This window comes from Streptomyces sp. NPDC030245 (genome assembly GCF_055572995.1).
Genome location: NZ_JBVICF010000003.1, coordinates 565,346 through 589,477, shown reverse-complemented (window position 1 = coordinate 589,477; position 24,132 = coordinate 565,346). Strand labels below are relative to the sequence as shown.

Annotated in this window: 20 protein-coding genes; 13 read left to right on the top strand and 7 right to left on the bottom strand. The window is 71.4% G+C overall.

The features are described 5' to 3' along the window. Nucleotides 1–111 precede the first annotated feature (111 nt). The 9 genes from ACZ4Z4_RS11075 (at nucleotide 112) to ACZ4Z4_RS11035 (ending at nucleotide 10,302) form a co-directional block, all read left to right on the top strand. Nucleotides 112–2,436: a glycosyltransferase family 39 protein gene (locus ACZ4Z4_RS11075; RefSeq protein ID WP_468325270.1), complete on the top strand. Its 2,325-nt coding sequence runs from the start codon at nucleotides 112–114 to the stop codon at nucleotides 2,434–2,436. A gap of 813 nt (nucleotides 2,437–3,249) precedes the next feature. Beyond that, a complete protein-coding gene (locus ACZ4Z4_RS11070) occupies nucleotides 3,250–4,788 on the top strand; it encodes a pyridoxal phosphate-dependent decarboxylase family protein (RefSeq protein ID WP_468325267.1) in 1,539 nt (512 codons plus the stop codon). Continuing rightward, complete coding sequence (locus tag ACZ4Z4_RS11065; protein ID WP_468325265.1) at nucleotides 4,782–6,359, top strand: phenylacetate--CoA ligase family protein; 1,578 nt, start codon at nucleotides 4,782–4,784, stop codon at nucleotides 6,357–6,359. The genes ACZ4Z4_RS11070 and ACZ4Z4_RS11065 overlap by 7 nt, the downstream gene beginning before the upstream one ends. Before the next feature lie 22 nt (nucleotides 6,360–6,381). Next, complete coding sequence (locus ACZ4Z4_RS11060; RefSeq protein ID WP_468325263.1) at nucleotides 6,382–7,050, top strand: hypothetical protein; 669 nt, start codon at nucleotides 6,382–6,384, stop codon at nucleotides 7,048–7,050. 32 nt (nucleotides 7,051–7,082) lie between these two features. Next, nucleotides 7,083–7,892, top strand: coding sequence for a hypothetical protein (locus tag ACZ4Z4_RS11055; protein WP_468325261.1), 810 nt, complete (start codon nucleotides 7,083–7,085; stop codon nucleotides 7,890–7,892). 27 nt (nucleotides 7,893–7,919) lie between these two features. Continuing rightward, nucleotides 7,920–8,360, top strand: coding sequence for a hypothetical protein (locus tag ACZ4Z4_RS11050; protein ID WP_468325258.1), 441 nt, complete (start codon nucleotides 7,920–7,922; stop codon nucleotides 8,358–8,360). A gap of 36 nt (nucleotides 8,361–8,396) precedes the next feature. Next, complete coding sequence (locus ACZ4Z4_RS11045) at nucleotides 8,397–8,948, top strand: hypothetical protein (RefSeq protein ID WP_468325255.1); 552 nt, start codon at nucleotides 8,397–8,399, stop codon at nucleotides 8,946–8,948. A gap of 69 nt (nucleotides 8,949–9,017) precedes the next feature. Next, complete coding sequence (locus ACZ4Z4_RS11040; protein ID WP_468325252.1) at nucleotides 9,018–9,833, top strand: polysaccharide deacetylase family protein; 816 nt, start codon at nucleotides 9,018–9,020, stop codon at nucleotides 9,831–9,833. Between the two features lie 34 nt (nucleotides 9,834–9,867). Further along, entirely contained in the window at nucleotides 9,868–10,302 is a 435-nt protein-coding gene (locus tag ACZ4Z4_RS11035; protein ID WP_468325250.1) for an SRPBCC family protein, read from the top strand. 14 nt (nucleotides 10,303–10,316) lie between these two features. Here the strand turns inward: ACZ4Z4_RS11035 and ACZ4Z4_RS11030 are convergent, their stop codons facing one another. From ACZ4Z4_RS11030 to ACZ4Z4_RS11010, 5 genes are all read right to left on the bottom strand, one after another. Further along, a complete protein-coding gene (locus ACZ4Z4_RS11030) occupies nucleotides 10,317–11,468 on the bottom strand; it encodes an XdhC family protein (protein ID WP_468325247.1) in 1,152 nt (383 codons plus the stop codon). 60 nt (nucleotides 11,469–11,528) lie between these two features. Continuing rightward, on the bottom strand, nucleotides 11,529–12,986 hold the full coding sequence (locus tag ACZ4Z4_RS11025; protein ID WP_468325244.1) for an NCS2 family permease: 1,458 nt from the start codon (nucleotides 12,984–12,986) through the stop codon (nucleotides 11,529–11,531). Between the two features lie 233 nt (nucleotides 12,987–13,219). Beyond that, nucleotides 13,220–15,604 (bottom strand): xanthine dehydrogenase family protein molybdopterin-binding subunit, encoded by a 2,385-nt coding sequence (locus ACZ4Z4_RS11020; protein WP_468325242.1) that lies wholly within the window; start codon nucleotides 15,602–15,604, stop codon nucleotides 13,220–13,222. Nucleotides 15,605–15,606: 2 nt separating this feature from the next. Continuing rightward, a complete protein-coding gene (locus tag ACZ4Z4_RS11015) occupies nucleotides 15,607–16,209 on the bottom strand; it encodes a (2Fe-2S)-binding protein (RefSeq protein WP_468325239.1) in 603 nt (200 codons plus the stop codon). Further along, nucleotides 16,209–17,099 (bottom strand): FAD binding domain-containing protein, encoded by an 891-nt coding sequence (locus tag ACZ4Z4_RS11010; RefSeq protein ID WP_468325236.1) that lies wholly within the window; start codon nucleotides 17,097–17,099, stop codon nucleotides 16,209–16,211. Before ACZ4Z4_RS11010 ends, ACZ4Z4_RS11015 begins: the two co-directional genes overlap by 1 nt. A gap of 362 nt (nucleotides 17,100–17,461) precedes the next feature. Between ACZ4Z4_RS11010 and ACZ4Z4_RS11005 the strand changes: the two genes are divergently transcribed. After that, complete coding sequence (locus ACZ4Z4_RS11005) at nucleotides 17,462–19,138, top strand: PucR family transcriptional regulator (RefSeq protein WP_468325233.1); 1,677 nt, start codon at nucleotides 17,462–17,464, stop codon at nucleotides 19,136–19,138. A gap of 171 nt (nucleotides 19,139–19,309) precedes the next feature. Further along, nucleotides 19,310–20,086, top strand: a complete 777-nt coding sequence (locus ACZ4Z4_RS11000) for a hypothetical protein (protein WP_468325230.1) — start codon at nucleotides 19,310–19,312, stop codon at nucleotides 20,084–20,086. A 439-nt stretch (nucleotides 20,087–20,525) separates the two neighbouring features. Here the strand turns inward: ACZ4Z4_RS11000 and ACZ4Z4_RS10995 are convergent, their stop codons facing one another. After that, the gene (locus ACZ4Z4_RS10995; protein WP_468325227.1) at nucleotides 20,526–21,254 is read right to left on the bottom strand and encodes a GntR family transcriptional regulator; all 729 of its coding nucleotides are present in this window, start codon (nucleotides 21,252–21,254) and stop codon (nucleotides 20,526–20,528) included. Nucleotides 21,255–21,393: 139 nt separating this feature from the next. Here ACZ4Z4_RS10995 and ACZ4Z4_RS10990 point away from each other — a divergent pair, with 139 nt between their 5' ends. Continuing rightward, nucleotides 21,394–22,257: a (2Fe-2S)-binding protein gene (locus tag ACZ4Z4_RS10990; RefSeq protein ID WP_468325224.1), complete on the top strand. Its 864-nt coding sequence runs from the start codon at nucleotides 21,394–21,396 to the stop codon at nucleotides 22,255–22,257. A gap of 205 nt (nucleotides 22,258–22,462) precedes the next feature. After that, the gene (locus ACZ4Z4_RS10985; RefSeq protein WP_468325221.1) at nucleotides 22,463–23,536 is read left to right on the top strand and encodes a DUF2637 domain-containing protein; all 1,074 of its coding nucleotides are present in this window, start codon (nucleotides 22,463–22,465) and stop codon (nucleotides 23,534–23,536) included. Between the two features lie 80 nt (nucleotides 23,537–23,616). Here the strand turns inward: ACZ4Z4_RS10985 and ACZ4Z4_RS10980 are convergent, their stop codons facing one another. Then, complete coding sequence (locus ACZ4Z4_RS10980) at nucleotides 23,617–24,102, bottom strand: ATP-binding protein (RefSeq protein WP_468325218.1); 486 nt, start codon at nucleotides 24,100–24,102, stop codon at nucleotides 23,617–23,619. Nucleotides 24,103–24,132: the final 30 nt, after the last annotated feature.

The window sequence follows — 24,132 nt, the reverse complement described above, 5'->3', positions numbered from 1 at the left end:
GTTGTCCGGTGCTGTTGTCCGGTGCTTCGTGTCCGAGCTTGTTGTCCGGCGCTTGTTGTCCGGTGCCCGTCGGCCGACCCCGGACAACGGCGCACCGGTAGAAGCATGGCCATGACGTCTCTGACGACGACCGCGACCGGCACCGCCCGACCCGCCCCGGACCCGTCACCACGGAGCCGGCTGCGGTTCTGGCTCTCCCCCGCCGACCAGCCCCGGTGGGCCAGGCCCGCGCTCCTCGGCATCGCCGCGCTCGCCGCGCTGCTCTACACGTGGAACATCACGAGCAGCGGCTTCGCGCCCTACTACTCGGTGGCCGCGCGCAGCATGTCGGTGAGCTGGGAGGCGTTCCTCTTCACCAGCCTCGATCCGTCCGCCACGCTCTCCCTGGACAAGATCGGCGGCTTCCTGTGGCCGCAGGCACTCTCGGCGCGGATCTTCGGCTTCCACGACTGGGCGCTGACCTTGCCCCAGTGCGTCATGGGCGTCATCTCCGTCCTGGTGATGTACCGGATGGTGCGCCGCTGGCAGGGCCCCGCCGCCGGGCTGCTCGCCGCGGGGCTGCTCACGGTGACGCCCGTGCTGGCCTCCATGTTCGGCCACGCGATGCTCGACGGCTCGCTCACCATGTGCCTCGTGCTCGCCGCCGACCAGTACCAGAAGGCGGTGGGCACCGCCCGGCTGCGGTCGCTGCTGCTGAGCGCCCTGTGGGTGGGTCTCGGGTTCCAGGCGAAGATGATGGAGGCCTGGATCATCGTGCCCGCGCTCTTCGTCGGCTATCTCGTGGCGGCGCCGGTCCGGCTGCGGCGCAGGATCGGGCAGCTCGCGGTGGCGGGCGTCGTCATGTTCTCGGTGTCGCTGTCCTGGGTGGCCCTGATGACCTTCACCCCGGAGGACGACCGCCCGTACGCGGACGGCTCCACCGGCAACAGCGCCGCCGCGATGGTCTTCGGCTACAACGGCTTCAACCGGCTGCACGCGGGGCTGGTCGACGGGGCGGCGCCCGTCAGCAACAACGGACTCTGGGGCAGCGGCGGACAGCCCGGCAAGGCCCCCGCGACCGACGGCGGACGTGAGCCGTCCGGCAAGGGCAAGCCCTCCGACGGCGGCAAGGGCAAGCCCTCCGACGGGCGGTCGGCCGGTCCGTCGGGACAGCCTTCGGCCAAAGCGCCCGGCGGACCGGCCAGGGGGACGCCCGACAGGACTCCCGACAGGCCGTCGGGCACGCCGTCGAGCGGAGCCACCGGCGCACCGCCCCGGGACGGCGGCCCGGCCGGGCGGACCGGCGCACCGCCCCGCGACGGTGGCACGGTCGGGCAGGCAGGCGCCAAGCCCGCCGGCGCCCAGGCCGGTCCGGGGGCGCCGTCCAAGACGTCCCTCTGGCTCAAGCTGTTCCGCAGCCCCCGGCTGACACCCCAGATCGCCTGGCTGTACCCGCTCGCGCTGGTCTCCCTGGTGATCGGCCTCGCCCGGCACCGCAAGGCCGCCCGCACCCATCAGGGCCGCGCCGGGTATCTGATGTGGGGCACCTGGCTCGTCACGGCGGCCGCGGTGCTCAGCGCGCTCGGCAACCTGCCCCACACCGCCTACGTGGCCATCCTCGCGCCGCCGCTCGTCGCCCTGTCCGCCGCCGGTACGGTCACGCTGTGGCGCGCCCACCGTGCCGCCGCCGGGGGGCCGCGCGTCTGGGTCCTGCCCGCCGTCGTCGTGGCCGAGGCCGCCTGGACGGTCCATCTGACCGCCAAGCACGCGGACTTCCTGCCCTGGCTCGTCCCGCTGGTCGTGGTGGCCGCGCTCGGCGCTGTCCTCGCCCTCGGCCCGCTGCGGGAGACCACCCGCAGGACCGCGCTCGCCGGACTGCTCGCGGCCGGCGTCGCGATGTTCGCCGCGCCGACGGCGTGGTCGCTGTCCGTGCTGAACGAGCGGTACGGAGGGACGGCCGTCGACGCCCACGCGGGACCGGCCGAGGACATCCGGCTCGCGACGGGGTCCCGCACCGTACGCGCCGCCGACGTCAGCGTCCGCACCACGCCGACGCCCGCCCAGAGCAGGCTGCTCGGATACGTCCAGGAACGCGACGGCGCCGCGGAGTACACCTTGTCCACCGAGACCTGGGAGGCCTCGGCCCCCTACATCTACGCCGAGGGCGCGTCCGTGCTGCCCCTCGCCGGGCTGCACGAGGACTCCGTCACGCTCTCCCGGTACCGGGAGCTCGTCGCCGCCGGTGACATCCGCTTCGCGCTGGTCAGCGACCAGGGCAGGAAGACGTCGAAGATCAGCTCCTGGGTCGCGTCGGCCTGCGCCGAGGTCGATGCGCGGGCGTACGGCGGTACCGGTGACGACGGCACCCGGGACGAAGGCCCCGAGGACGGGGCCGGCCCGACGGCACCCGCGCAGACCCTCTACCGCTGCGCTCCGTCCGACGCCACGAGTTCCTGACCGCGACCGGGCGACCGGGCGCACCACGACCACGCGGCGTGCCGGCCACGGCACGCCCCATCGGGAACGGGGGAGGAGCGGTGGCCGCCCCGGCGAAACCCGCCGGTGCGGTCACCGCACCCCGCGTACCGGGTCCCCCTCCGTTCGATATTCCTGCCCGCCGTGGGCCTTTTGTGGCCGGATCGCCGTGACGGAGCGGGCGATACCCGCCCTGAACGGGACGTCGTCGGAGCCGCGGGAGGGCGGCCCCGCGGACGCGGCGGAGAATGGCAGGAAACGTCTTGCACCGCCCGGCACCTGCCCCCGGTCCTGCGTTTCTGCCTATCTGCCGCGCACATGCCGACGGCATGGTGTCCGAAAAGGGTGGAGCGGCCGTGAAGTTCCCGGTGCCTCCGGTTACGCGTGTGACCACAGGTGATTGACAAACCATCAGATGGTCCGCGCTCCCTTTCGGACAGACCCCGGACTTTCGATTTCTCGTTGAATCCGCACCGCCTACGGTTGTTGCCGTGGGGGCAGGCACCGACCATGCCGGAGAGATGGCCGCTGCGCAGACGCATTCGAGGGGGAATCCGTGCGGCCGGCGCCGAACGCGCGCCGCCGGAAAGGAGTTACCGTCCGGTTTGACCAGCCGGTCGGCAATCCTGTGCGCTGCCGCTCGATGAAAGATCCTGCCCCCTGTCCGGCCGGGCGCGCCGGAACATCCATGTCGGGTTACACGGGGCTTTCCAAGGGGGGACCCTAGTGACGGAATTTCGATCCAGCGATCCCGAAGCGGAACGGAGGGGCTCACTGTCGGACCGGAGCGGCCTGTTGCTGGAAGCCTTTGATCCACAGCAGTTCCGGGAGCATTCGGAGACCGCGCTCGCGAAGCTGGAGAAACATCTGTCGGACCTGTCGATCAGGGGTCTTGAGCTGATCGAGCCCGCGGCGCTGTCCCAGGCGGCGAGAGCTCTCATGACGACCGAGCACGAGAAGATCACCGCCTTCGACGAGGAGCGGCTCGCGGGGATCATCGACCTGTACATCCGGACGGGCATCCAGGTGCACTCCCCCGGCTACATGGGGCGGCAGTTCTCCGGTGTCGTACCGCTCGCCGGTGTCATCGACTTCGTCAGCTCCGTGGTCAACCAGCCGGCCTCGTTCTACGAGGCGGGCCAGCTACCCAGCGCCGTGGAGCGGATCATGGCCGACGAGCTGAACCGCTTCATCGGGTGGGACCCGGACACCTTCACCATGATCACGACGTCGGGCGGCTCCCTGGCCAACCTGACGGCCCTGCTCGCGGCGCGGAACGAGAAACTGCCCGGGTACTGGTCACAGGGGGGTTCCGCGGTGCGCGGGCAGCCGAGGCCGGCCATCGCGGTGGGCGCCGACGTCCACTACAGCGTGGCGCGGGCGGCCGGCGTGCTCGGCATCGGCGACGCCCAGCTCGTACGCCTGCCGCTCAACCGGCAGCAGCAGATCTGCCCGAGCGAGGTGCGCGCCACCCTGGAGGCGGCCGAGCGGCAGAACCTCAAGGTGTTCTGCCTCGTCGCCTCGGCGGGCAGTACGTCGGTGGGCGCCTTCGACCCGCTCGACGAACTCGCCGAGGTGGCCCGCGAGAAGGACCTCTGGCTGCACGTCGACGGCGCGCACGGCGCGAGCCTCCTCGTCTCGGACACCCTCCGCGACCGGCTCCGCGGGATCGAGAAGGCCGACTCCCTGACCTGGGACGCGCACAAGATGATGTTCGTGCCCGCCCCCTGCACGATGCTCTTCTACCGGAACAAGGAGACCGCGCTCTCCGCATTCCGGCAGAAGGCCAGCTACGTCTTCGAGGAGGAGCAGGACATCTACACCGCGTTCGACAGCGGGGGAAAGAACTTCGAGTGCACGAAGCGCCCGATGATCATGACGCTGTGGGCGCTCTGGGCCATTTACGGACGGGCTCTGTTCGCGGAGAAAATCGAGTACCTCTGCCAGTTGACGCGGGAGGCCCACGACGCCGTGCGGGCCGACCCCGACTTCGAGGCCCCGCACCGCCCGGAAGCGAACATCCTCTGCTTCCGCTACCATCCGCCCGGCCTCGCCAAGAAGGACCTGCACCACCTACAGATCGCCATCAGGAACCGCGTCAAATTCGAGGGGAACTTCTTCATCTCGAAGGTGAACGTGGACGGAGTGGCCGCACTGCGCGTGGTCATGATGAACCACCGGATAACCGGCGAGCACTTCCGCATGCTGCTCTCCGAAATCAAAAGGACAGCGGAAGACCTGCTCACCGGAGAAGCAACGGCAGGGATACAGAAAAAGGAAAAGAAAAAGGGACAGAAAAAGGAACGGGCACAGCGTAGAGGGGACGGATGTTGAGTACATCGCACGCTCCACAGGCAACGCATGTTCCACCGCCCGCGCCGGCTCCCGGCGGCGCGCTCGAACTGGCCAACTGGCTCATCCCCGACTGGGAGCTGCAACCGGAATCCGTCGAGGCCGTCACCGTGCTCCCCTCCTTCGCGAGCAAGATGCGCGAGTGCGAGCGGGTCTGCCAGACGCTGTACAGCGAGATCCCGCACGAGATCCAGGACGCGGTCGTGCTGCGCCGTCTCCAGCAGCTGGTCAACACCGCGCTGCTCAACCCGCTGTGGCGGGAGCGGCTGCGGGGCGCCGGCATCACGCACGCCCCGCGGACGTACGAGGAGTGGCAGCGCATACCGCTGTCGGACAAGGACGTCCAGCGCGACTTCTTCATGGACACGCGGCCGGGCATGGTCGTGCCCCTCACCCGCGGCGAGTTCGAGATCGTCGCCAGCGGCGGCACCAGTGGCGGCATGCCGCTCGAAGTCGTGTACTCCTTGCGGGAGTTGAAGGACACGTACGAGATCGCGGGCCGCTTCATGGGGGCCTACCAACTCGCCGGGCACCTCGCGGGCACCGACCCCAAGTGGCTCTTCACCACTCTGGCCGACTACCAGATGTGGAGCAGCGGCACCATGGTCGGCGGCGTGCTCCAGCACGTGCCGGGCGTCAACTACGTCGGCGCGGGACCCGTCACCGCCCCCGTCCTGGAGCACATGTTCTCCTACCGGGGCCCGAAGGCCCTGATGGGCATCTCCGCGGGCATCGCGATCCTCGCGGAGCTCGGCGCGGGCATGCGCCAGGAGTACCGCGACAGCTTCCGCGTCGCCCTGTACGGCAGCGGGGTGCTGCCGCAGCGCAAGCGGGTGGAGCTCCAGGCGCTGTATCCGAACCTCTCGATCCTCAGCTACTTCGCCGCCACCCAGGCGGAGACCATCGGCCTGCAACTCGACGCCGCGTCGCCCTGGCTGTCCGCGGTGCCGGGCCTGCACTTCATCGAGATCGTCGACGCGGAGGGCCGGCAGGTCCCCGAGGGCGAGGAGGGCGAGCTCGTCGTCACCCGCCTGCACGCGCACGAGACGCCGCTGCTGCGGCTGAAGCTCGGCGACCGGATGATCCACCGGCCCCGCACGGACGGACCGGGCCTGAAGACGCGGCAGTTCGAGTTCGCGGGGCGCACCGGGGACGTACTGCATCTCAACGACAGCCAGTACTCGGCGGCGCGGGCCTACGCCGCGCTGCGCGACGAGCTGAAGGCGGCCGACGTGGTGGACCTGGACGCGGTGGCGCACGACGTCCAGTTCGTCAACCACCGCGAGGGCAGGACCATCACGCTCTACGCGGCGGTCGACGACGTGCTCGGGCTGACCTACCGCGCCGACACGGTGCTCGGCCCCTACGGCCTCCAGCAGGTCTTCGTGAACGCGCTGCCGCGCGCCCTGTCGCTGTTCAACCACGGCGAGGCGAACGCCGAGTCGATCGCGAAGACCGGATACACCCTCCAGCTCAAGTTCGTGCCCAGGCTGTCCGCCGAGATCGAGCGGACCGCCGTCGGAAAGGTCCCGCTGGTCCGGGACCGCGGCTAGGCACCCGAGAACAGGGAGTGGAATGAACAGGAGCGGAATGAAGTCGCAGGTGAACATCATCGCCGTCGTCGACGTCATCGGAGCGCTGTCGATCAAGTCGCTGTACGACGGCAACCTCTGCATGGTGGACGACAGCCCGTTCGACAGCAGCCACCAGGGCACGCCGAACCTCGTCACCGTCGTCAAGCCCGGCCAGGTCGTGTCCTGGACCGCGCTCGCCGTGGACCTGCAAACCCCCGTCGAGATCAAGAGCATCTCGTTCGCACCCGCGGGGGGACAGCAGGGGCAACAGGGGCAACAGGGGCAACAGGCCCCGTACGCACAGCAGGGCGGCATCGGGCAGCAGGTGCCCGGCGCGCACAGCGGGCCCGCCACCGTCGGCGGCCCGCCGAGCGCCCCCGGCATGGGCACGGCCGTCCCCGGACCGGGCGCCACCGGTGCCACGGCCGCCCCGGGCCCCGCGGGCACGCAGACCCCGCAGTCCCACCAGGGCTACCGAGCCCCCCAGTTCCAGCCGCCCCACACCTCCCAGGACTCCGACGGCGAGAAGCTCGACCTCGACGTGTGGACCGGAGTGGTGCCGCACTGGATGACGCCGGGCGTGCCCTACCAGTACCGCCTGGAGCTCCAGATGTACGAGGGCGCCAACAGCGTCATGACCATCGATTCACCCGCGCTGATGTGCCAGTAGCCGGTGCCGGGAACGACGACGAAGGCGGAATCATGCCCCAACAGTTGGCGATCATCGTGCTCGTGGACGTCGGCAACGCGCTGGCCACCAGCACGCTCGAAGGCAACACCTACCTGTTCGACAACATGAAGCTGCACGGTTCCGAGAACCAGGGGACCGGCGACCTGGTGACCGCGATCCACGGCTCGTACTGGCGCGACGGCTCGCAGGCCAGCGAGCAGGTCCTGAACTGGCTGCCGTACAGCCTGGGTTCCATCCCGCCGACCGTCCCGCGCGGCTACGAGGCCGAGCGGGCGCGGCAGACCGACGAGCAGGCGCTGGCCGAACTCCAGGAGCTCGCCGCCAAGTCGACGGTGCCGAGCGCGGACGCGGCCGCGGAGCTCAACCGCATCCGGCGGAGCGTGGGCACCCGGGTCAAGACCACCCGGCGCACCCGGGGCCGGCTCTCCGGGCAGAAGATCGTGGACGTCACGGGCCAGGTCGTCACCGAGGACGCCACGGCGGCGGCCAGCCCGCCCGCCCCGGTGATCACCGACATCTACGGCGAGGCCGTGGACGCGAAGATCATGTACCCGGCGGAGTACGGCTCCCCGGACATGGTGACCGACGGCTGGTACTGGTCGGCGACGGTCGACACGTCACGGCCCGGGACGTACTCGTACACGATGCGCATCCAGCTGCACAAGCTGTCGCAGGCCAACGGCGAACTCCGCTGGGAGCCGGTGAATCTGACGTGCTCCTCGGCCCTGAAGATCACCTCCGAGCCGCGGCGCAACGCCTTCACCAAGGCGGGCCTCGGCCAGCTCCCGATCCCGCCCGCGCGCCCGGCCCGCGGCGCCTGACCCCCACCGGACGACGAGGAGGACCCGATGACGACCAAATCGAAGCCGCGGGAGACGCGGGAGGCAGCGGTGAAGCGGCCGATCTCCATCACCGCCGTCGTGGACTGCGTGGGCGCCCTGGCGGCCGGGAACATGGAAGGCCACCTGTACATGTACGACACGAACCGGGCCGGGGGCTCCACCGGGTTCGGCACGGAGGAGTTGCACACCAAGGTCAAGCGCGGTGACCAACTGCTGTGGAACTGTCTGGCGTTGGAGTGCGAGGCGTACGTGTCGATCGAGGACATCGTGATCGACCGGGAGATCTGCGAGCCGGAGCGGAAGGTGTACCCCGGCACCGACGTGTCGTACTGGACCGCCACGGTGAAGAAGACGGACGGCGGACCGCTCACGTATCAGATCAAGTTCAAGCTGGGCACGAGGGACGAGCCGATCACCACCACCCTGTCGTCGTCCCTCGTCGGCTAGAGGCCAGTCATGACGGCGTACGCGAAGGAGGAACGGGTGAGCACCACTACGCGCGGTGGCGTGGAGAAGCAGAACCCCGGCCAGCTGAACTCGGTCCAGCTCAACATCGTGACGCTCATCAACATGGAGCGGGCGACGGCGACGGGTTCGCTGAGCGACTCGATGTACATGATGGACAACAGCATCGGCGGCAAGGGGCAGGGCACCTCGTCGCTGGAGACGGTGTGCAAGCAGGGGCAGGTGATCAACTGGATCGTCCGCCCGATCGACATGGAGAAGCGCCTCGACGGCACCTGGCCGCCCATGCCGAAGATCAACAACATCGTGTTCCTCGACACCGAGGTGGGTGACGAGGAGGACGTGGCGGAGCGGCGGATCTTCAACGAGCTGAAGATCTACGGGGCGCCGGACCGCATGCGGGACAAGTTCACGCCGGTCTACTACTACTGGGCCGGCACGGTCATGAGCACCGCGAAGCCCGGCCTGTACCGGTACCGGCTCGTGCTGGAGCTGGAGCAGGAGAACAAGAAGGAGCGGCTGTACCTGAACACGGCCATCCATCCGTCGATCCGGGTGATCCCCGTCTAAACCCGGCCGGGCGGGACGCACGCGGGCCCACTATGAACAGGGTGTATACGCCCTGTGTATAGTGCTTGCATGCCTGCTGTCACCGTGAACAGACCTTCCGCCTGCAAGACGACGCGCTCGGCCAAGAGGTTGCGTCGCACCGCCCCCGTCCTCGCGGCGGGGGCGGCTCTCGCCCTCGCGCTGACCGGGTGCACCAAGCTCGACACCACGTCGCCCAGCTCCGTGCGCAACGGCGCCGCGGAGGCGAAGGCCGCGGACCGGGGGAAGTTCGGCACCGTCGACTGCCGGAAGGCCAAGTGCGTGGCGCTGACCTTCGACGCGGGCCCCAGCGAGAACACGCCGAGGCTCCTGAGCATCCTCAAGAGGGAGCAGGTCCCCGCCACCTTCTTCACGCTCGGCAGGAACCACATAGAGAAGTACCCCGAGCTGGTGAAGCAGATGGACGCCGAGGGGCACGAGGTGGCCAGCCACACCTGGTCGCACAAGATCCTCACGAAGATCAGCGCGAAGGAGGCGCGCCGCGAGCTGGAGCGCCCCAACGAGGCGATCGAGAAGCTCATCGGCAAGAAGCCGACGCTGATGCGTCCGCCGCAGGGCCGCACCAACGACGACGTCAACAAGATCTCCAAGGAGCTCGGTCTCGCGGAGGTCCTGTGGACCGTCACCGCGAAGGACTACACGACCAATGACTCCAAGCTGATCCAGAAGCGCGTCGTCGACCAGACGAAGCGGGACGGCATCATCCTGCTGCACGACATCTACAAGGGCACGGTCCCGGCCGTCCCCGGTGTCATCACCGAGCTCAAGAAGCGCGGATACGTCTTCGTGACGGTGTCCCAGCTCCTCGCACCGGGCAAGGCCGAGCCGGGCAGGATCTACCGCTAGAGCCTTGTCCCCGGCCGCGTGGCAGGCTCGGAGCGTGGCCATCTTCCAGATCACCCGAGACACGTCCCTGCCCGCCGCCGAGGCGTGGCGCAGGCTGACCGCGTGGGAGCGGCACGCCGACGTCGTCCCGCTCACCCGCATCACGGTCCGCACTCCCCCGCCCACCCACGCCGGCACGGTGTTCGTGGCACGCAGTGCGCTCGGCCCGGCCGGCTTCGACGACGTCATGGAGGTCGTCGAGTGGTGCCCGCCGGACGGCACGGCGCCGGGGCGGTGCCGACTGGAGAAGCGGGGGACGTTCATGACGGGCTGGGCCGAGATCGAGGTCCACCCCACGGCCGGCGGCTCGGCGGTGGTGTGGCGCGAGGACCTGCGCGTCCGGTGGCTGCCCGCGCTCTGCGACGGGGTGCTGTCGTCGGTGTCGCGGCGGGTGTTCGGCCGAGCGGTGGACGGCCTCCTCGCGCCCTGACCGGCGCAGAAATTTTAGGCGACGGAACCGATCCGCCCCGAAGGGCGGCTCGACGTGTCGTGGTGGATGGGGGTGTGGGCGCCGGTCAGTGAGGTGCCCGTGCCGCCCCGGCGGCCCGCGACGATCTCCGAGGCGATCGACAGGGCCGTCTCCTCGGGCGTGCGGGCGCCCAGGTCGAGGCCGATGGGTGAGCGCAGGCGCGCCAGCTCCAGCTCGGTGACGCCGACCTCGCGCAGGCGTGCGTTGCGGTCCTCGTGGGTGCGGCGCGAGCCCATGGCGCCGACGTAGGCGACGGGGAGGCGCAGGGCGAGCTCCAGCAGGGGGACGTCGAACTTGGCGTCGTGGGTCAGCACGCACAGCACGGTGCGGCCGTCGACCTCGGTGCGCTCCAGGTAGCGGTGCGGCCAGTCGACGACGATCTCGTCGGCGTCGGGGAAACGCGCGGCGGTGGCGAAGACGGGCCGCGCGTCGCACACGGTCACGTGGTAGCCGAGGAACTTGCCCATCCGTACCAGCGCCGACGCGAAGTCGATCGCGCCGAACACGATCATGCGGGGCGGCGGGACGCTCGACTCGACGAGGACGACCAGCGGCGCTCCGCACCGGGAGCCGTCCTCGCCGATCTCCACGGTCGCGGTGCGGCCCGCGTCGAGCAGGGCGCGGGCCTCCCCCGCCACCGTGCGGTCCAGCTCGGGGTGTCCGCCGAGCCCGCCCTCGTACTCCCCCGTGGGGCGTACGAGGAGGGCGCGGCCGAGGAGCTCGGCGGGCCCGGACGTGACGCGGGCGACGGCCGCCGCCTCCCCCGCCGAGGCGGCGGCGAGCGCGGCGGCGAGGACCGGCCGCGACGCGGCGTCCGCGCGGACCGGTGTGACGAGGATGTCGATGACGCCGCCGCAGGTCAGGCCCACGGCGAAGGCATCGTCGTCGCTGTAGCCGAACCGTTCGAGGACGGTCTCGCCGTCCTCCAGGGACTGCCGGCACAGTTCGTAGACGGCGCCCTCCACACATCCGCCGGAGACCGAGCCGATCGCCGTGCCCTCGCTGTCGACGGCGAGCGCGGCGCCCGGTTGCCGGGGCGCGCTCCCGCCGACCGCCACCACGGTGGCGACGGCGAAGTCACGTCCTTGCCCGACCCACCGGTTCAGCTCGTCGGCGATGTCCAGCATGTCGGCCTCCTCTGGCTCACGGAGCTCGGAACTCTACGGATGTGCGGAGGGCCCGGCGCCTCAGTGGACGCCCAGCCATCCTTCGATGGGGTTGAGGGCGAAGTAGACGATGAAGATCAGCGTCAGCCCCCACATGAAGGCGCCGATCTCGCGGGCCTTGCCCTGGGCGATCTTGATGGCGACCCAGGAGATGACGCCCGCCGCGACACCGGTGGTGATGGTGTACGTGAAGGGCATGAGCACGACGGTCAGGAAGACCGGGATGGCGGTGGCGCGGTCGGCCCAGTCGACGTGCCGGGCGTTCATCATCATCATCGCTCCGATGACGACGAGCGCGGCGGAGGCGACCTCCTGCGGCACGATCGCGGTCAGCGGTGTGAAGAAGAGGCAGGCCGCGAAGAAGAGGCCGGTGACGACGGAGGCGAGGCCGGTGCGGGCGCCTTCGCCGACGCCGGTCGCGGACTCGACGAAGACGGTCTGTCCCGAGCCGCCCGCCACGCCGCCGATGGCGCCGCCGGCGCCGTCGATGAAGAGCGCCTTGGAGAGGCCGGGCATGCGGCCCTTGTCGTCGGCGAGGTTGGCCTCGGTGCCGACGCCGATGATGGTGGCCATCGCGTCGAAGAAGCCGGCCAGCACGAGCGTGAAGACGATCATGCCGACCGTCATCGCGCCGACCTCGCCCCAACCGCCGAACTCGACCTCGCCGATGAGCGAGAAGTCGGGCGACGAGACCGCGCTGCCGTGCAGTTCGGGGGCGCCGTTCGCCCACTGCTTGGGGTCGATCACGTCGAGCGCGTTGAGGATGACGGCGATCACGGTGCCGGTGACGATGCCGATCAGGATCGCGCCGGGGGTGTTGCGCGCCTGGAGCATGAAGATCAGGAGCAGGGTGCAGGCGAAGAGCAGCACGGGCCAGCCGGAGAGTTCACCGGCGGGGCCGAGGGAGAGCGGGGTGGCCTTGCCGGGGTGCACGAAGCCGCCCTTGACGAGGCCGATGATGGCGATGAACAGGCCGATGCCCATGGTGATGCCGTGCTTGAGGGCGAGCGGGATCGCGTTCATGATCATCTCGCGGAGCCCGGTGACCACCAGGAGCATGATCACCACGCCGTACATCACGCACATGCCCATGGCCTGCGGCCAGGTCATCTCGGGCGCCACCTGCGAGGAGATCACGCCGGACACGGAGAGTCCGGCGGCCAGGGCGAGCGGCACCTTGCCGACGAAGCCCATGAGGAGCGTGGTGACGGCCGCGGCGAGCGCCGTCGCGGTGATCACGGCCTTCTGGCCGAGGGTGTCCCCCGCCGCGTCCTTGCCGGACAGGATCAGGGGGTTGAGCAGGACGATGTACGCCATCGCCATGAAGGTGGTGATTCCGCCGCGCACCTCGCGCGCGACCGTGGATCCTCTCCGGGATATGTGAAAGTACCGGTCGAGCCAAGACCTGCCGGCGGGGACGCGTGAGCCGGAGCCCGCGTCCTCTGCGGTGGTCTTCGGCTCCACTGACGACTGGGTCATGGTGCCTACTCCCAAGGTTCACAGGGGCACCCGCGGAGTTGCGGGATTTGGGATGGTGCGTTGGCTGCACGACCCGGGGGACGGCCCGAGACGAACGACATCTCCCTCATGGAGAGGGGGAGTTGGGGCTCCGAGCGGTGTGGGCGGCGGGAAGTGTGACGTTCCTGGGAGGCACACACCGCTCGGAGGGCTTGCGCTGGTCCCCGAGCGGGGGGATCAGCTCCGGGGAGGGATCACGTTCCGGTGAGGTGTTCGGGCCGCACCGGCGTCTTGTTGAGCTCCAGGCCCGTGGCCGCGCGGATCGCCGCGAGGACCGCCGGGGTCGAGGAGAGGGTGGGGGCCTCACCGATACCGCGTACGCCGTAGGGCGCGTTCGGGTCGGCGAGCTCCAGGTAGTCGACCGGGATGGTCGGGGTGTCGAGGATCGTCGGGAGCAGGTAGTCCGTGAAGGAAGGGTTCTTCACCTTCGCGGTCTTCGGGTCGACGATGATCTCCTCCATCACCGCGACGCCGAGGCCCTGGGTGGTGCCGCCCTGGATCTGGCCGATGACGGAGAGCGGGTTGACCGCCTTGCCGACGTCCTGGGCGCAGGCCAGTTCGATGACCTTGACGAGGCCGAGCTCGGTGTCGACCTCGACGACCGCGCGGTGCGCGGCGAAGGCGTACTGCACGTGGCCGTTGCCCTGGCCGGTGCGCAGGTCGAAGGCCTCGGTGGGGCGGTGCCTGAACACCTCCTCGACCTCGACGGCCTCGTCCTCGAGGACCTCCACGAGGGTGGTGAGGACCTCGCCGCCGTCGGTGACGACCTTGCCGCCCTCCAGGAGGAGTTCGGCGTTGGCCCACGCCGGGTGGTACGAGCCGAACTTGCGCCGGCCGAGCTCCAGGACCTTCTCGCGGACGATCTCGCAGGAGTTCTTGATGGCGCCGCCGGTCATATACGTCTGGCGGCCCGCGGAGGTCGAACCGGCCGAGCCCACCTGGGTGTCGGCGGGGGCGATGGTGACCTGCTGGACGCCGAGCTCGGTGCGGGCGATCTGCGCGTGGATCGTGACACCGCCCTGGCCGACCTCCGCCGCGGCGGTGTGGACCGTGGCGACGGGCTCGCCGTTGATGACCTCGATGCGCACCTTGGCCGTCGAGTAGTCGTCGAAGCCCTCGGAGAAGCCGACGTTCTTGATGCCGACCGCGTAGCCGACACCGCGGATGACGCCTTCGCCGTGCGTGGTGTTGGAGAGGCCGCCGGGCAGCGCGCGGACGTCGGCGCCCTCGCTGGACTCCCACTGGCGCTCGGGCGGCATCGGGCGGGCCTTGACGCGGCGCAGCAGCTCGGCGACGGGGGCGGGCGAGTCGACCGGCTGCCCGGTCGGCATGATCGTGCCCTGCTCCATCGCGTTCTTCTGCCGGAACTCCACCGGGTCCATGCCCAGCTTGGCTGCGACCTTGTCCATCTGCGCCTCGTACGCGAAGCACGCCTGGACCGCGCCGAAGCCGCGCATGGCGCCGCAGGGCGGGTTGTTGGTGTAGAGGCCGATCGCCTCGATCTCCACATTGTCGACGACGTACGGGCCGACCGAGAGGGACGAGGCGTTGCCGACGACCGACGGGGTCGACGACATGTAGGCGCCGCCGTCCAGGACGATCTTGCACTTCATGTGCGTGAGCTTGCCGTCCTTGGTGGCACCGTGCTCGTAGTAGAGCTTCGCCGGGTGCCGGTGGACATGGCCGAAGAAGGACTCGTAGCGGTTGTAGACCATCTTCACGGGCTTGCCCGTGCGCAGGGCGAGCACGGAGGCGAGGATCTGCATCGAGATGTCCTCGCGGCCGCCGAACGCGCCGCCGATGCCCGCCATCGTCATGCGGACCTTCTCCTCGGGCAGGCCGAGGCAGGGGGCGATCTGCTTGAGGTCGGAGTGCAGCCACTGGGTGGCCACGTACAGGTCGACGCCGCCGTCCTCGGCGGGCACGGCGAGGCCGGACTCCGGGCCGAGGAAGGCCTGGTCCTGCATGCCGAAGGTGTACTCGCCCCTGACGATCACGTCGGCCTTCTTGGCGGCCTCGGCGGCGTTGCCGCGGATGATCGGCTGGCGGTGCACGATGTTCGGGTGCGGGACGTGTCCTGCGTGGTGGTCGCCGCGGTTCTCGTGGACCAGGACCGCGTCGGGGGCGGTCGCGGACGCCTCGTCCGTGATGACCGGGAGCTCCCGGTACTCGACCTTGATCTTCGCGGCGGCGCGGCGCGCGGTCTCCGGGTGGTCGGCGGCCACGAGGGCGACCGGCTCACCGTGGTGGCGGACCTTGCCGTAGGCGAGGACGGGGGTGTCCTGGTACTCCATGCCGTAGTTCTTGGCGGCCGGCAGGTCGTCGGCGGTCAGGACGGCGTAGACGCCGGACATGGCCATGGCCTCGGAGGTGTCGATCGACACGATCTCGGCGTGCGCGACCGTGGACCGCAGGGCCTGGCCCCAGATCATCTCCTCGTGCCACATGTCCGAGGAGTAGGCGAATTCGCCGGTGACCTTCAGGGTGCCGTCGGGGCGCAGCGTCGACTCGCCGACGCCGCCCTTGGTCTGCGAGCCCTGGGTGACATTGGCGGGGATGCCGGTGGTGGTGCCAGCCATGGTCAGACCGCCTCTCCCTGACGGGCCGCGGCCAGGCGGACCGCGTCCAGGATCTTCTCGTAACCGGTGCAGCGGCAGAGGTTGCCGGAGAGCGCCTCGCGGATGTCCGCGTCGGACGGCGACTCGTTGCGCTCAAGGAGCTCGTCGGCCGCGACGAGCAGACCGGGGGTGCAGAAGCCGCACTGGACGGCGCCGGCGTCGATGAACGCCTGCTGGATCGGGGAGAGTTCGGCGCCCTCGCCGGTCTGCGAGTCCTGGCCCTTGGCGCTCCAGTTCTGGGCGTCCTGGAGCGACGTGCCGCAGGCGCCGGATGCGCCGGAGACGCAGCCGCCGCCGGGGTGGGCGTCGGCGCGGTGCTTGGCGTAGTCGGCGAGGCCCTCGACGGTGGTGACCTCGCGGCCCTCCACCTGACCGGCCGCGACCAGGCACGAGCAGACCGGCACGCCGTCGAGCCGGACGGTGCAGGAGCCGCACTCGCCCTGCTCGCAGGCGTTCTTGGAGCCCGGCAGGCCCATGCGCTCACGCAGCACGTAGAGCAGGGACTCGCCCTCCCACACGTCGTCCGCTTCCTGCTGACGGCCGTTGACCGTGAAGTTCACGCGCATTATGCGACTCCCTCAGTGCTGCGGCCCTCGCCGCGGTACGACTCCCAGGTCCAGCCCAGCGTGCGGCGGGCCATGATGCCGACGGCGTGCCGGCGGTAGTTCGCCGTGCCGCGGACATCGTCGATCGGGTTGGCGGCTCCGGAGGCGAGCTCCGCGAACTGCTTGGCGATCGAGGGGGTGATGATCTTCTTGCTCTCCCAGAAGCCGCCCTCTTCGAGCGCCGCGTTCAGGAATTCCTCGGCCGCCTTCGCCCGGATGGGGGTGGGGGCGGCGGAGCCGATGCCGGTGCGCACGGTGCGGGTCTCGGGGTGCAGCGCGATACCGAAGGCGCAGACGGCGATGACCATGGCGTTGCGGGTGCCGACCTTGGAGTACTGCTGCGGCCCGTCCGCCTTCTTGATGTGCACGGACTTGATCAGTTCGTCCGGGGCGAGGGCGTTGCGCTTCACGCCGGTGTAGAAGTCGTCGATCGGGATGAGGCGGGAGCCGCGCACCGACTCCACCTCGACCTCGCATCCGGCGGCGAGCAGCGCGGGGTGGGCGTCGCCGGCCGGGGAGGCCGTGCCCAGGTTGCCGCCGACGCCGCCGCGGTTGCGGATCTGCGGGGACGCCACGGTGTGCGAGGCGAGCGCGAGACCGGGGAGCTCGGCACGGAGCTCCTCCATGATCTGCGTGTACGGGACGGAGGCGCCCAGCTGGACCGTCTCCTCGCCCACCTCCCACTCGCGCAGCTCGACGATGCGGTTGAGGTCAAGCAGGTATTCGGGACGACGGTGGTCGAAGTTGATCTCGACCATCACGTCGGTGCCACCCGCAATCGGCACAGCCGTGGGGTGCTCGGCCTTGGCGGCGAGCGCCTCCTCCCAGCTGGCGGGGCGAAGGAAGTCCATGAGGCTCTCTTCTTCGTGTCGAGGGTCTTTCGCTTCGAGGGACCCGGAGATTCCGTGATTCCGTATCAGGGGATTCCGTTCAGGCCACCCGGGCCTTTGGTCCCTCGACTGCTCGTTCATGTGCTGTTAACGCGGAGTGGGGCAAGTACACCGCCCGCTCGTCCGATGGGGTCAGTCACCGAAACCATGAAGGAGTTGGCTGGCCAAGCCGTGCGTCTTGTAGATTCGTATGAAGAACGGGCCCCAGTAACCTCGCGGGTTCCCCCACGAAACGGGGGACGCCCGAGGGCGGCAGGACCCCGGCGCTACGGAGCGCACATGTTTGTACACACCATTCGAGACAGATCGGCGGCGACGACCCCATGCGGCTGCGCGCACTCCTTGACACCGACGCGCTGGGCCTGCGGCTGCTCGGCGGCGAGGACGAGCTGGACCGCACCGTGCGCGGTGTGATGACCACGGACCTGCGGGACCCCAGCCGCTATCTGGCGGGCGGCGAGCTGGTCCTGACCGGCCTCGCCTGGCGCCGCGACGCCTCGGACACCGAACCCTTCGTGCGGATCCTCGCGAGCGCCGGAGTCGCGGCCCTGGCCGCCGGCGAGGCCGAGCTCGGCGACATCCCCGACGACATCGTCGAGGCCTGCGCCCGGCACCGCCTCCCGCTCTTCGCGGTCAACGAGTCCGTGGCCTTCGCGACCATCACCGAGCACGTCGTGCGGCAGGTCTCCGGCGAGCGCGCCGGGGACCTGGCGGCCGTCGTCGACCGGCACCGGCGCCTGATGACGTCGGGCCCGGCGGGCGGCGGCCCCGACGTCGTCCTCGACCTGCTCGGCACCGACCTGGACCTGCGGGCCTGGGTGCTCTCCCCCGCCGGGCGCGTGATCGCCGGGTCCAGCGCGGCGGGGACCGCCCTGCCGGGGCCGCTCTGCGCGCGCCTCGCCGGGGAGCACCTGGCGGCCGTCCGGACGGGCCGGCGCGGCCCGCACCGCGTCACGGTGGACTCCGTGACGTACTCGCTGTTCCCCGTTCGGACCAGTGGGCGCGGCACGGCCGGCGCGTCGCGGGACGTGCGCGAGTCGGTGCTCTCCGACTGGGTCCTCGCGGTGGAGGCCGACGCGGGCGACTGGCCCGAGGAGCGGCTCGACCTGCTCCAGGGCGTGACGCAGCTGATCGCCGTGGAGCGCGACCGGCGCGACGCGGCCCGCACGGTGCGCCGCCGCCTCGCCCAGGAGGTCCTGGAACTGGTGCAGACGGGCGCGGCCCCCGCGGAGATCGCCGCCCGGCTCCGCGTCGCCGCGCCGGTGCTGCTGCCGGGGCTCGGCGCGGCCCCGCACTGGCAGGTCGTGGTGGCCCGGGTGGAGTGGGAGGGCGGGGAGATCGACGGCGGGCCCGTCGCCCAGTCGCTCCTGGAGGAGATCCTCGTCGACCCGTCGGCGTCGGGCCCCGAGCCGTCCGACCGGATCGCGGTCGCGCACACCGGCGACGAGGCGATCGCCCTCGTGCCGCTGCCCGCGGTCCCCGGCGAGCACGACGGCCCGGAGACGGGCCTGCTCGCGGACGCGCTCCTCGCCGCCGTGCACGACCCGCTGTCGGCCGGCCTGGACGGCGACGGCCGCCTCACGCTGGGCGTCAGCGCGTCCGTGCACTCGGCGGAGGGGCTGCGCGGCGCCCTGGAGGAGGCCCGGCACGCCCGCCGGGTGGCGGCGGCCCGCCCCGGCCGGGTCTGCGCGGCCGGGCACCAGGAGCTGGCCTCGCACGTCCTGCTGCTGCCCTTCGTCCCGGACGACGTGCGCCGGGCGTTCACGGCGCGGCTCCTCGACCCGCTGCGGGAGTACGACCAGCGCCACCGCGCCGAGCTCATCCCGACCCTGGAGGCGTTCCTCGACTGCGACGGTTCGTGGACGCGCTGCGCCGCGCGGCTGCACCTCCACGTCAACACGCTGCGCTACCGGGTGGGCCGTATCGAGCAGTTGACGGGCCGTGACCTCTCGCGCCTGGAGGACAAGCTCGATTTCTTCCTCGCCCTGCGGATGAGCTGAGGGAATCCGGCGAGGGCCCGCCCGACGGCGACGAACCGCCGACCGGGCCTCACCCGTCTCCTCACCCACCCTTTGTGAATTCTTTCACCCGACCTCTTGGCCGCGCGCCGCGATCCATGCTGAGATTCGCCCACGACTCAACAGCTCAATGGTGTGCTCGGGGAGGGCAACGTGGCGCATACCGCCATGTCTGGTACCGGAACGACTGCAGAGCACGATCCACTCCAGACCGCGGTATGGCGGCTGCGCTCGCGCGGCTGCTGGACCGACGCCGCGGAGCTGCTCGCCGCACGGGCGGGGGCCGCGGCGGCACTTCAGAGGGCGGCCCTCCTCGTCGAGCGGTGCCTGTTCACGGGGGACGGCTGGGGTGAGGCGGAGGACGTCCTGCGGACCGCGGAGGCCCTCGCCGAGAACGACGACGACCGGGGCGCCGCGGCCTGCGAGCGGGGCCAACTCGCCTACGCCTCCACGGTCCTGGGTGTACGCGACCGGGCCGACGAGGCCCGCACGGCGCTCGGCAGGGCGGCCGCGCTGCTCGCCCCGAACGCCTCGGGGCGGCCACTCCTCGACTTCCGCCGCGGGCTGATCGCGGAGCACATCGCGGACTCGCCGCAGTCCGCGAAGGCGGCCTACCGCAGGGCGCACGCGGGCGCCACCGCCCGCTCCGACTCGCTGCTCCTCTCCTTCACCTGGCGCCACCTCGCCGGACTCGCCCTGCGCGACGGCGAGTTGGCGGAGGCGCGGCACGGTTTCGCGGAGTCGCTGCGCATCCGCGAGGAGCTCGGCTACCTCGTGGGCACGGCCCCCGCGCTCGCCGCGCTCGCCGAGGCGGAGCCAGAACCGGAAGCCACCCGCCTCCGCGCCGAGGCCACCCGCCTCTTCCGCCTCCTGGGCGGCGTCCCCTCCTGGCTGGCCCACCACCTACAGCCGCCCGCACCGGCGGTCTAGCACCCTCCGGGCGCCGGCTCCCACCCACGCCGGCGCCCACGGAACCTCACCCCTCCGGCCCCAGGAAGCACCCCGCCCCCGCCACACGCCGCGCGGCAACCGGACAGCATGCGACAGCCGGCACGCGGTGCCGGACCGCAGCGAGCAGCGGGTGGAGCGTCACCCGGTCACGCCCCGGCCCCGCTGGGCCGCCGGGGTCAGGCGGCAGGCGGCACAGCGGCACCCGGGTCACACAACCGGCGAGCCGCCGGGCCGGGCCCGCAGGCCGCCCAGCACCCACCATCCAGCACCCGGCACCCATCCCCCAAGGCCACCGACGACCCGGGCAACCGACGACAAGCGGCAGGCGGCACCGCGCGTGGGCCGGGCGCCCGGTACGGGTCCGGCGAGTCGGCGGCAAGTGGAGAAGCGCCGCATGCGGGGCGCGGGCGCGGATTTCTCAGGCCGCGCCCGCCCCCGTGAAGTGCTCCCGCACCAGGGACGAGACCACGTGGAAGTCCTGGGCGGTGAGGGCGTCGAGGAGGGCCATGTGTTCGGCGGCGTCGGCTATCAGGTCGGCGCGGCGGCCCGCGACGGGACCGCTCGCCAGGGGCCATTGCGAGCGGCGGTGCAGGTCGTCGGCGACCTGCACCAGCTGCTGGTTGCCGGAGAGGGCGAGTACGGCGCCGTGGAAGGAGCGGTCCGACTCGGCGTAGCGCGCGAGGTCGCCGACCGCCGCGGCCGTCACGGTCGCCTCGGCGAGGGGGCGCAGCTCCGCCCAGCGCGCCGCGGGCACCGTGCGGGCGAGCCGCAGCATCACCGGCACCTCGATCAGCGCCCGCACCTCGGCCAGCTCCGCCAGCTCGCGGGTGCTGCGCTCGGTGACCCGGAAGCCGCGGTTGGGGACGACCTCCACGGCGCCCTCGGTGGCGAGCTGCTGCATCGCCTCGCGGACGGGTGTCGCGGAGACGCCGAAGCGCTCGCCGAGGGCCGGCGCGGAGTACACCTCGCCGGGCGTGAGATCGCCGCCGACGAGGGCGGCCCGCAGCGCGGCGAGGACCTGCCCGCGCACGGAGCTGCGCCGGACCGTGCGGCGCGGCCCATGTGCCCCGGGGCCCGCCTGCTCCGGCACCCGGACGCGCGGCGCCCCGGCGAGGGGAACCCCCTCGCGTGCTCCGGTCTGCTCCACGACGTCCGCCCGCCCCGCTTCCCACTGTTCCGAAAGGTACGAGAGGCACCATAGGCGGACAGCACCCGAGTTGAAACCTCGATCACGTCGGGTAAGGTAAGGCTTACCTGCTATCGATCGCGATTCGGTGGTTCCCCGCATGTCCGTTCCCACCTTGGCCGCCCCCCTCCAGGGCGCCTCCAGCGCCGTAGCGGGCTCGTACGCCCGCCTCAACGAGGTGTACTCCGGACTGCGCATCACCGAGGTCGCCCCCGGCGACCAGCTCCCCCAGGGCGCAGGGTGGGTCACCGCCGCCCGGCTCGCGGCGGGCGGGCCCGACCTCGACGCGTTCCTCGCCTGGGACAACGCGCAGATCCTGAAGGACTACGGCACCCAGGCCCGCCCCGACGTGGTCGCCAGCTTCGGCCTGCACCGCTACGCCTGGCCCGCCACCCTCCTCATCACGGTCCCCTGGTTCCTGCACCGCCGCGTGCCCCGCTTCCCGGTCGCCGACGTCTCCTTCCAGCGCACCCTCGGCCACCTGGCCGTCCGCGCGGGCGCCTTCGCCTGCCTGCCCGACGACCCGGCCGCGGCTCTCCCCGGCGCCCGCGTCGTACCCGACGAGGAAGCGCTGCGCGCCGAGGTGCGGGACTCCGTCGCCGAGCACCTGGGCCCGCTCCTCGACGGCTTCGGCCCCCGGATGCGGCGCCGCTCCCGCGCCCTGTGGAGCCTCGCCACCGACGAGATCGTCGAAGGCCTCTGGTACGTCGCCCACCTCCTCGGCGAGGAGCAGCGCGCGATGGACGAGCTGGAGCGGCTGCTGCCCGGCGCCACCAAGCCGTACGTCGGCACGGCCGGCTTCCGGGAGCTGACGGGGCCGAACGGCGAGAAGCTGCCCACCCGTGACCGGGCGAGCTGCTGCATGTTCTACACGCTGCGCCCCGACGACGCCTGCGTCACCTGCCCGCGCACCTGCGACGCCGAGCGCATCGTGCGGCTGAGCGCGGACGCCGCGGCGAGCTGATCCCCCGCCGCCGCCCGAACCACCCTTTCGTACACGGTTAATCGAACTCAACCACCGGCCGTCCGCCGCGAGTTCGAGCAAAAGCAGGCCGTGCGCCCTCCCTTGCACCCCCATGGCGTCCTCTTGCCCCGAAACCCCTTGAGGCCCGGCCGGGTTGGGTCAATATGGCGCCCGTTACGCCCTACCGCGATGCAAGGGACCCCAGATGAGACTGACCGACATATCGCTGGACTGGCTGCTTCCCGGCGGCGTCCTGCTCCTGGGCATGCTGGTGGCGGTGGCGGTGCTCGCGCGCGGCAAGCGAGGCCACGACAGAGCGGCGAAGGGAACCGCGGGCGACGACTCGTGGGAGCGCAGCGAGGAACGCCGCAGGCGCAAGGAGGCCATCTACGGAACCGCCTCCTATGTGCTGCTGTTCTGCTGCGCCGCCGTCGCCGCCGCGCTCTCCTTCCACGGCCTGGTCGGCTTCGGCCGGCAGAACCTCAGCCTCACCGGCGGCTGGGAGTACCTGGTGCCGTTCGGCCTCGACGGCGCGGCGATGTTCTGTTCGGTGCTCGCCGTGCGCGAGGCCAGCCACGGCGACGCGGCGCTCGGCTCGCGTCTCCTCGTGTGGACGTTCGCGGGCGCGGCCGCCTGGTTCAACTGGGTGCACGCCCCACGGGGCCTGGGACACGCGGGCGCCCCGCAGTTCTTCGCCGGGATGTCGCTGTCGGCGGCGGTGCTCTTCGACCGCGCGCTGAAGCAGACCCGCAGGGCGGCGCTGCGCGAGCAGGGCCTGGTGCCGCGGCCGCTGCCGCAGATCCGCATCGTGCGGTGGCTGCGCGCGCCGCGGGAGACCTTCGGCGCCTGGTCGCTGATGCTCCTCGAAGGCGTCCGCACCCTGGACGAGGCCGTCGAGGAGGTCCGGGAGGACCGTCGCGAGAAGGAGCGCACCCGGCTGCACAGGCGCGACCGGGAGAAGCTGGAACGCGCCCGGCTCAAGGCGATCAGCCGGGGCAACCGGGGTTACGCCCGCGGCGGCGGCCGGCAGGTCGAGGTGCAGGCCGTCGCACCGGCCGCGGGGTCCGCGCAGGTCGGCGCGGACCCTGCCATAGCGGCGCAGGAACCGCTGCCGACACGCTCGCGCCCCTCCCTCCAGGCCGTCAGGAACGGCCCTGAGGACACCGGCCACGCCGCCCCCGTCACCGTCGACCTGACGGCGGAGGACGACACGCAGACCCTGCCCCGGCTCGACTCGCTGGAGCAGAAGCTGAAGGACCTGGAGCAGCAGTTCGGCTGAGCCGGCCGCCCCAAGCCCCGGAGCGTGTCGGTGAGTTGACGGCTCCCGGGGCGTCAGGCCCCGGGAGCGCGGCGGCAGGGTCAGGCCGTGCCGCCGCCGTCCAGCTCGAACCACACCGCCTTTCCGACCCCGTGCGGCCGCACGCCCCACGCGTCCGCGAGGGACTGCACGAGGACCAGGCCCCTGCCGCTCGTACCGTCACCGGGGCTCGGAACCCGCGGTTCGGGGCGGCGCCCCACAAAGTCCCGCACCTCGACGCGCAGGCCGCGCGGGCCCACGGTCGCGGTGACGACGGCGTCGTGATCGGTGTGCACCAGTGCGTTCGTGACCAGCTCGCTGGTGAGCAGTTCGGCGATGTCGGACCTGCCCGGCTTCCCCCAGTGCCGCAGGAACTCCCTCAGGGCCTTCCTGACCTCGGACACCGCGCGCAGATCCGCTCTCCCCAGCCTGCGCGTGAGCTGGCCCCGGTGGGGACCGCCCGGCGCTTCACCGGTCCTCTCGTCGCGTACGTTCGATGAAGAGGCCCCGATCGCCCCGGAGCCGCCCCCTCGTGATTGCCTCCTCATGACCCCCGCCCACAAAGCGATGTGTCAGCC

Excerpts from the sequence above, each read along its gene's own strand:
- ACZ4Z4_RS11075 (WP_468325270.1), top strand. The coding sequence starts at position 112 with ATGACGTCTCTGACGACGACCGCGACCGGCACCGCCCGACCCGCCCCG.
- ACZ4Z4_RS11065 (WP_468325265.1), top strand. The coding sequence starts at position 4,782 with ATGTTGAGTACATCGCACGCTCCACAGGCAACGCATGTTCCACCGCCC.
- ACZ4Z4_RS11060 (WP_468325263.1), top strand. The coding sequence starts at position 6,382 with ATGAACAGGAGCGGAATGAAGTCGCAGGTGAACATCATCGCCGTCGTC.
- ACZ4Z4_RS11055 (WP_468325261.1), top strand. The coding sequence starts at position 7,083 with ATGCCCCAACAGTTGGCGATCATCGTGCTCGTGGACGTCGGCAACGCG.
- ACZ4Z4_RS11050 (WP_468325258.1), top strand. The coding sequence starts at position 7,920 with ATGACGACCAAATCGAAGCCGCGGGAGACGCGGGAGGCAGCGGTGAAG.
- ACZ4Z4_RS11040 (WP_468325252.1), top strand. The coding sequence starts at position 9,018 with ATGCCTGCTGTCACCGTGAACAGACCTTCCGCCTGCAAGACGACGCGC.
- ACZ4Z4_RS11030 (WP_468325247.1), bottom strand. The coding sequence starts at position 11,468 with ATGCTGGACATCGCCGACGAGCTGAACCGGTGGGTCGGGCAAGGACGT.
- ACZ4Z4_RS11025 (WP_468325244.1), bottom strand. The coding sequence starts at position 12,986 with ATGACCCAGTCGTCAGTGGAGCCGAAGACCACCGCAGAGGACGCGGGC.
- ACZ4Z4_RS11020 (WP_468325242.1), bottom strand. The coding sequence starts at position 15,604 with ATGGCTGGCACCACCACCGGCATCCCCGCCAATGTCACCCAGGGCTCG.
- ACZ4Z4_RS11015 (WP_468325239.1), bottom strand. The coding sequence starts at position 16,209 with ATGCGCGTGAACTTCACGGTCAACGGCCGTCAGCAGGAAGCGGACGAC.
- ACZ4Z4_RS11010 (WP_468325236.1), bottom strand. The coding sequence starts at position 17,099 with ATGGACTTCCTTCGCCCCGCCAGCTGGGAGGAGGCGCTCGCCGCCAAG.
- ACZ4Z4_RS11005 (WP_468325233.1), top strand. The coding sequence starts at position 17,462 with ATGCGGCTGCGCGCACTCCTTGACACCGACGCGCTGGGCCTGCGGCTG.
- ACZ4Z4_RS10990 (WP_468325224.1), top strand. The coding sequence starts at position 21,394 with ATGTCCGTTCCCACCTTGGCCGCCCCCCTCCAGGGCGCCTCCAGCGCC.
- ACZ4Z4_RS10985 (WP_468325221.1), top strand. The coding sequence starts at position 22,463 with ATGAGACTGACCGACATATCGCTGGACTGGCTGCTTCCCGGCGGCGTC.
- ACZ4Z4_RS10980 (WP_468325218.1), bottom strand. The coding sequence starts at position 24,102 with ATGAGGAGGCAATCACGAGGGGGCGGCTCCGGGGCGATCGGGGCCTCT.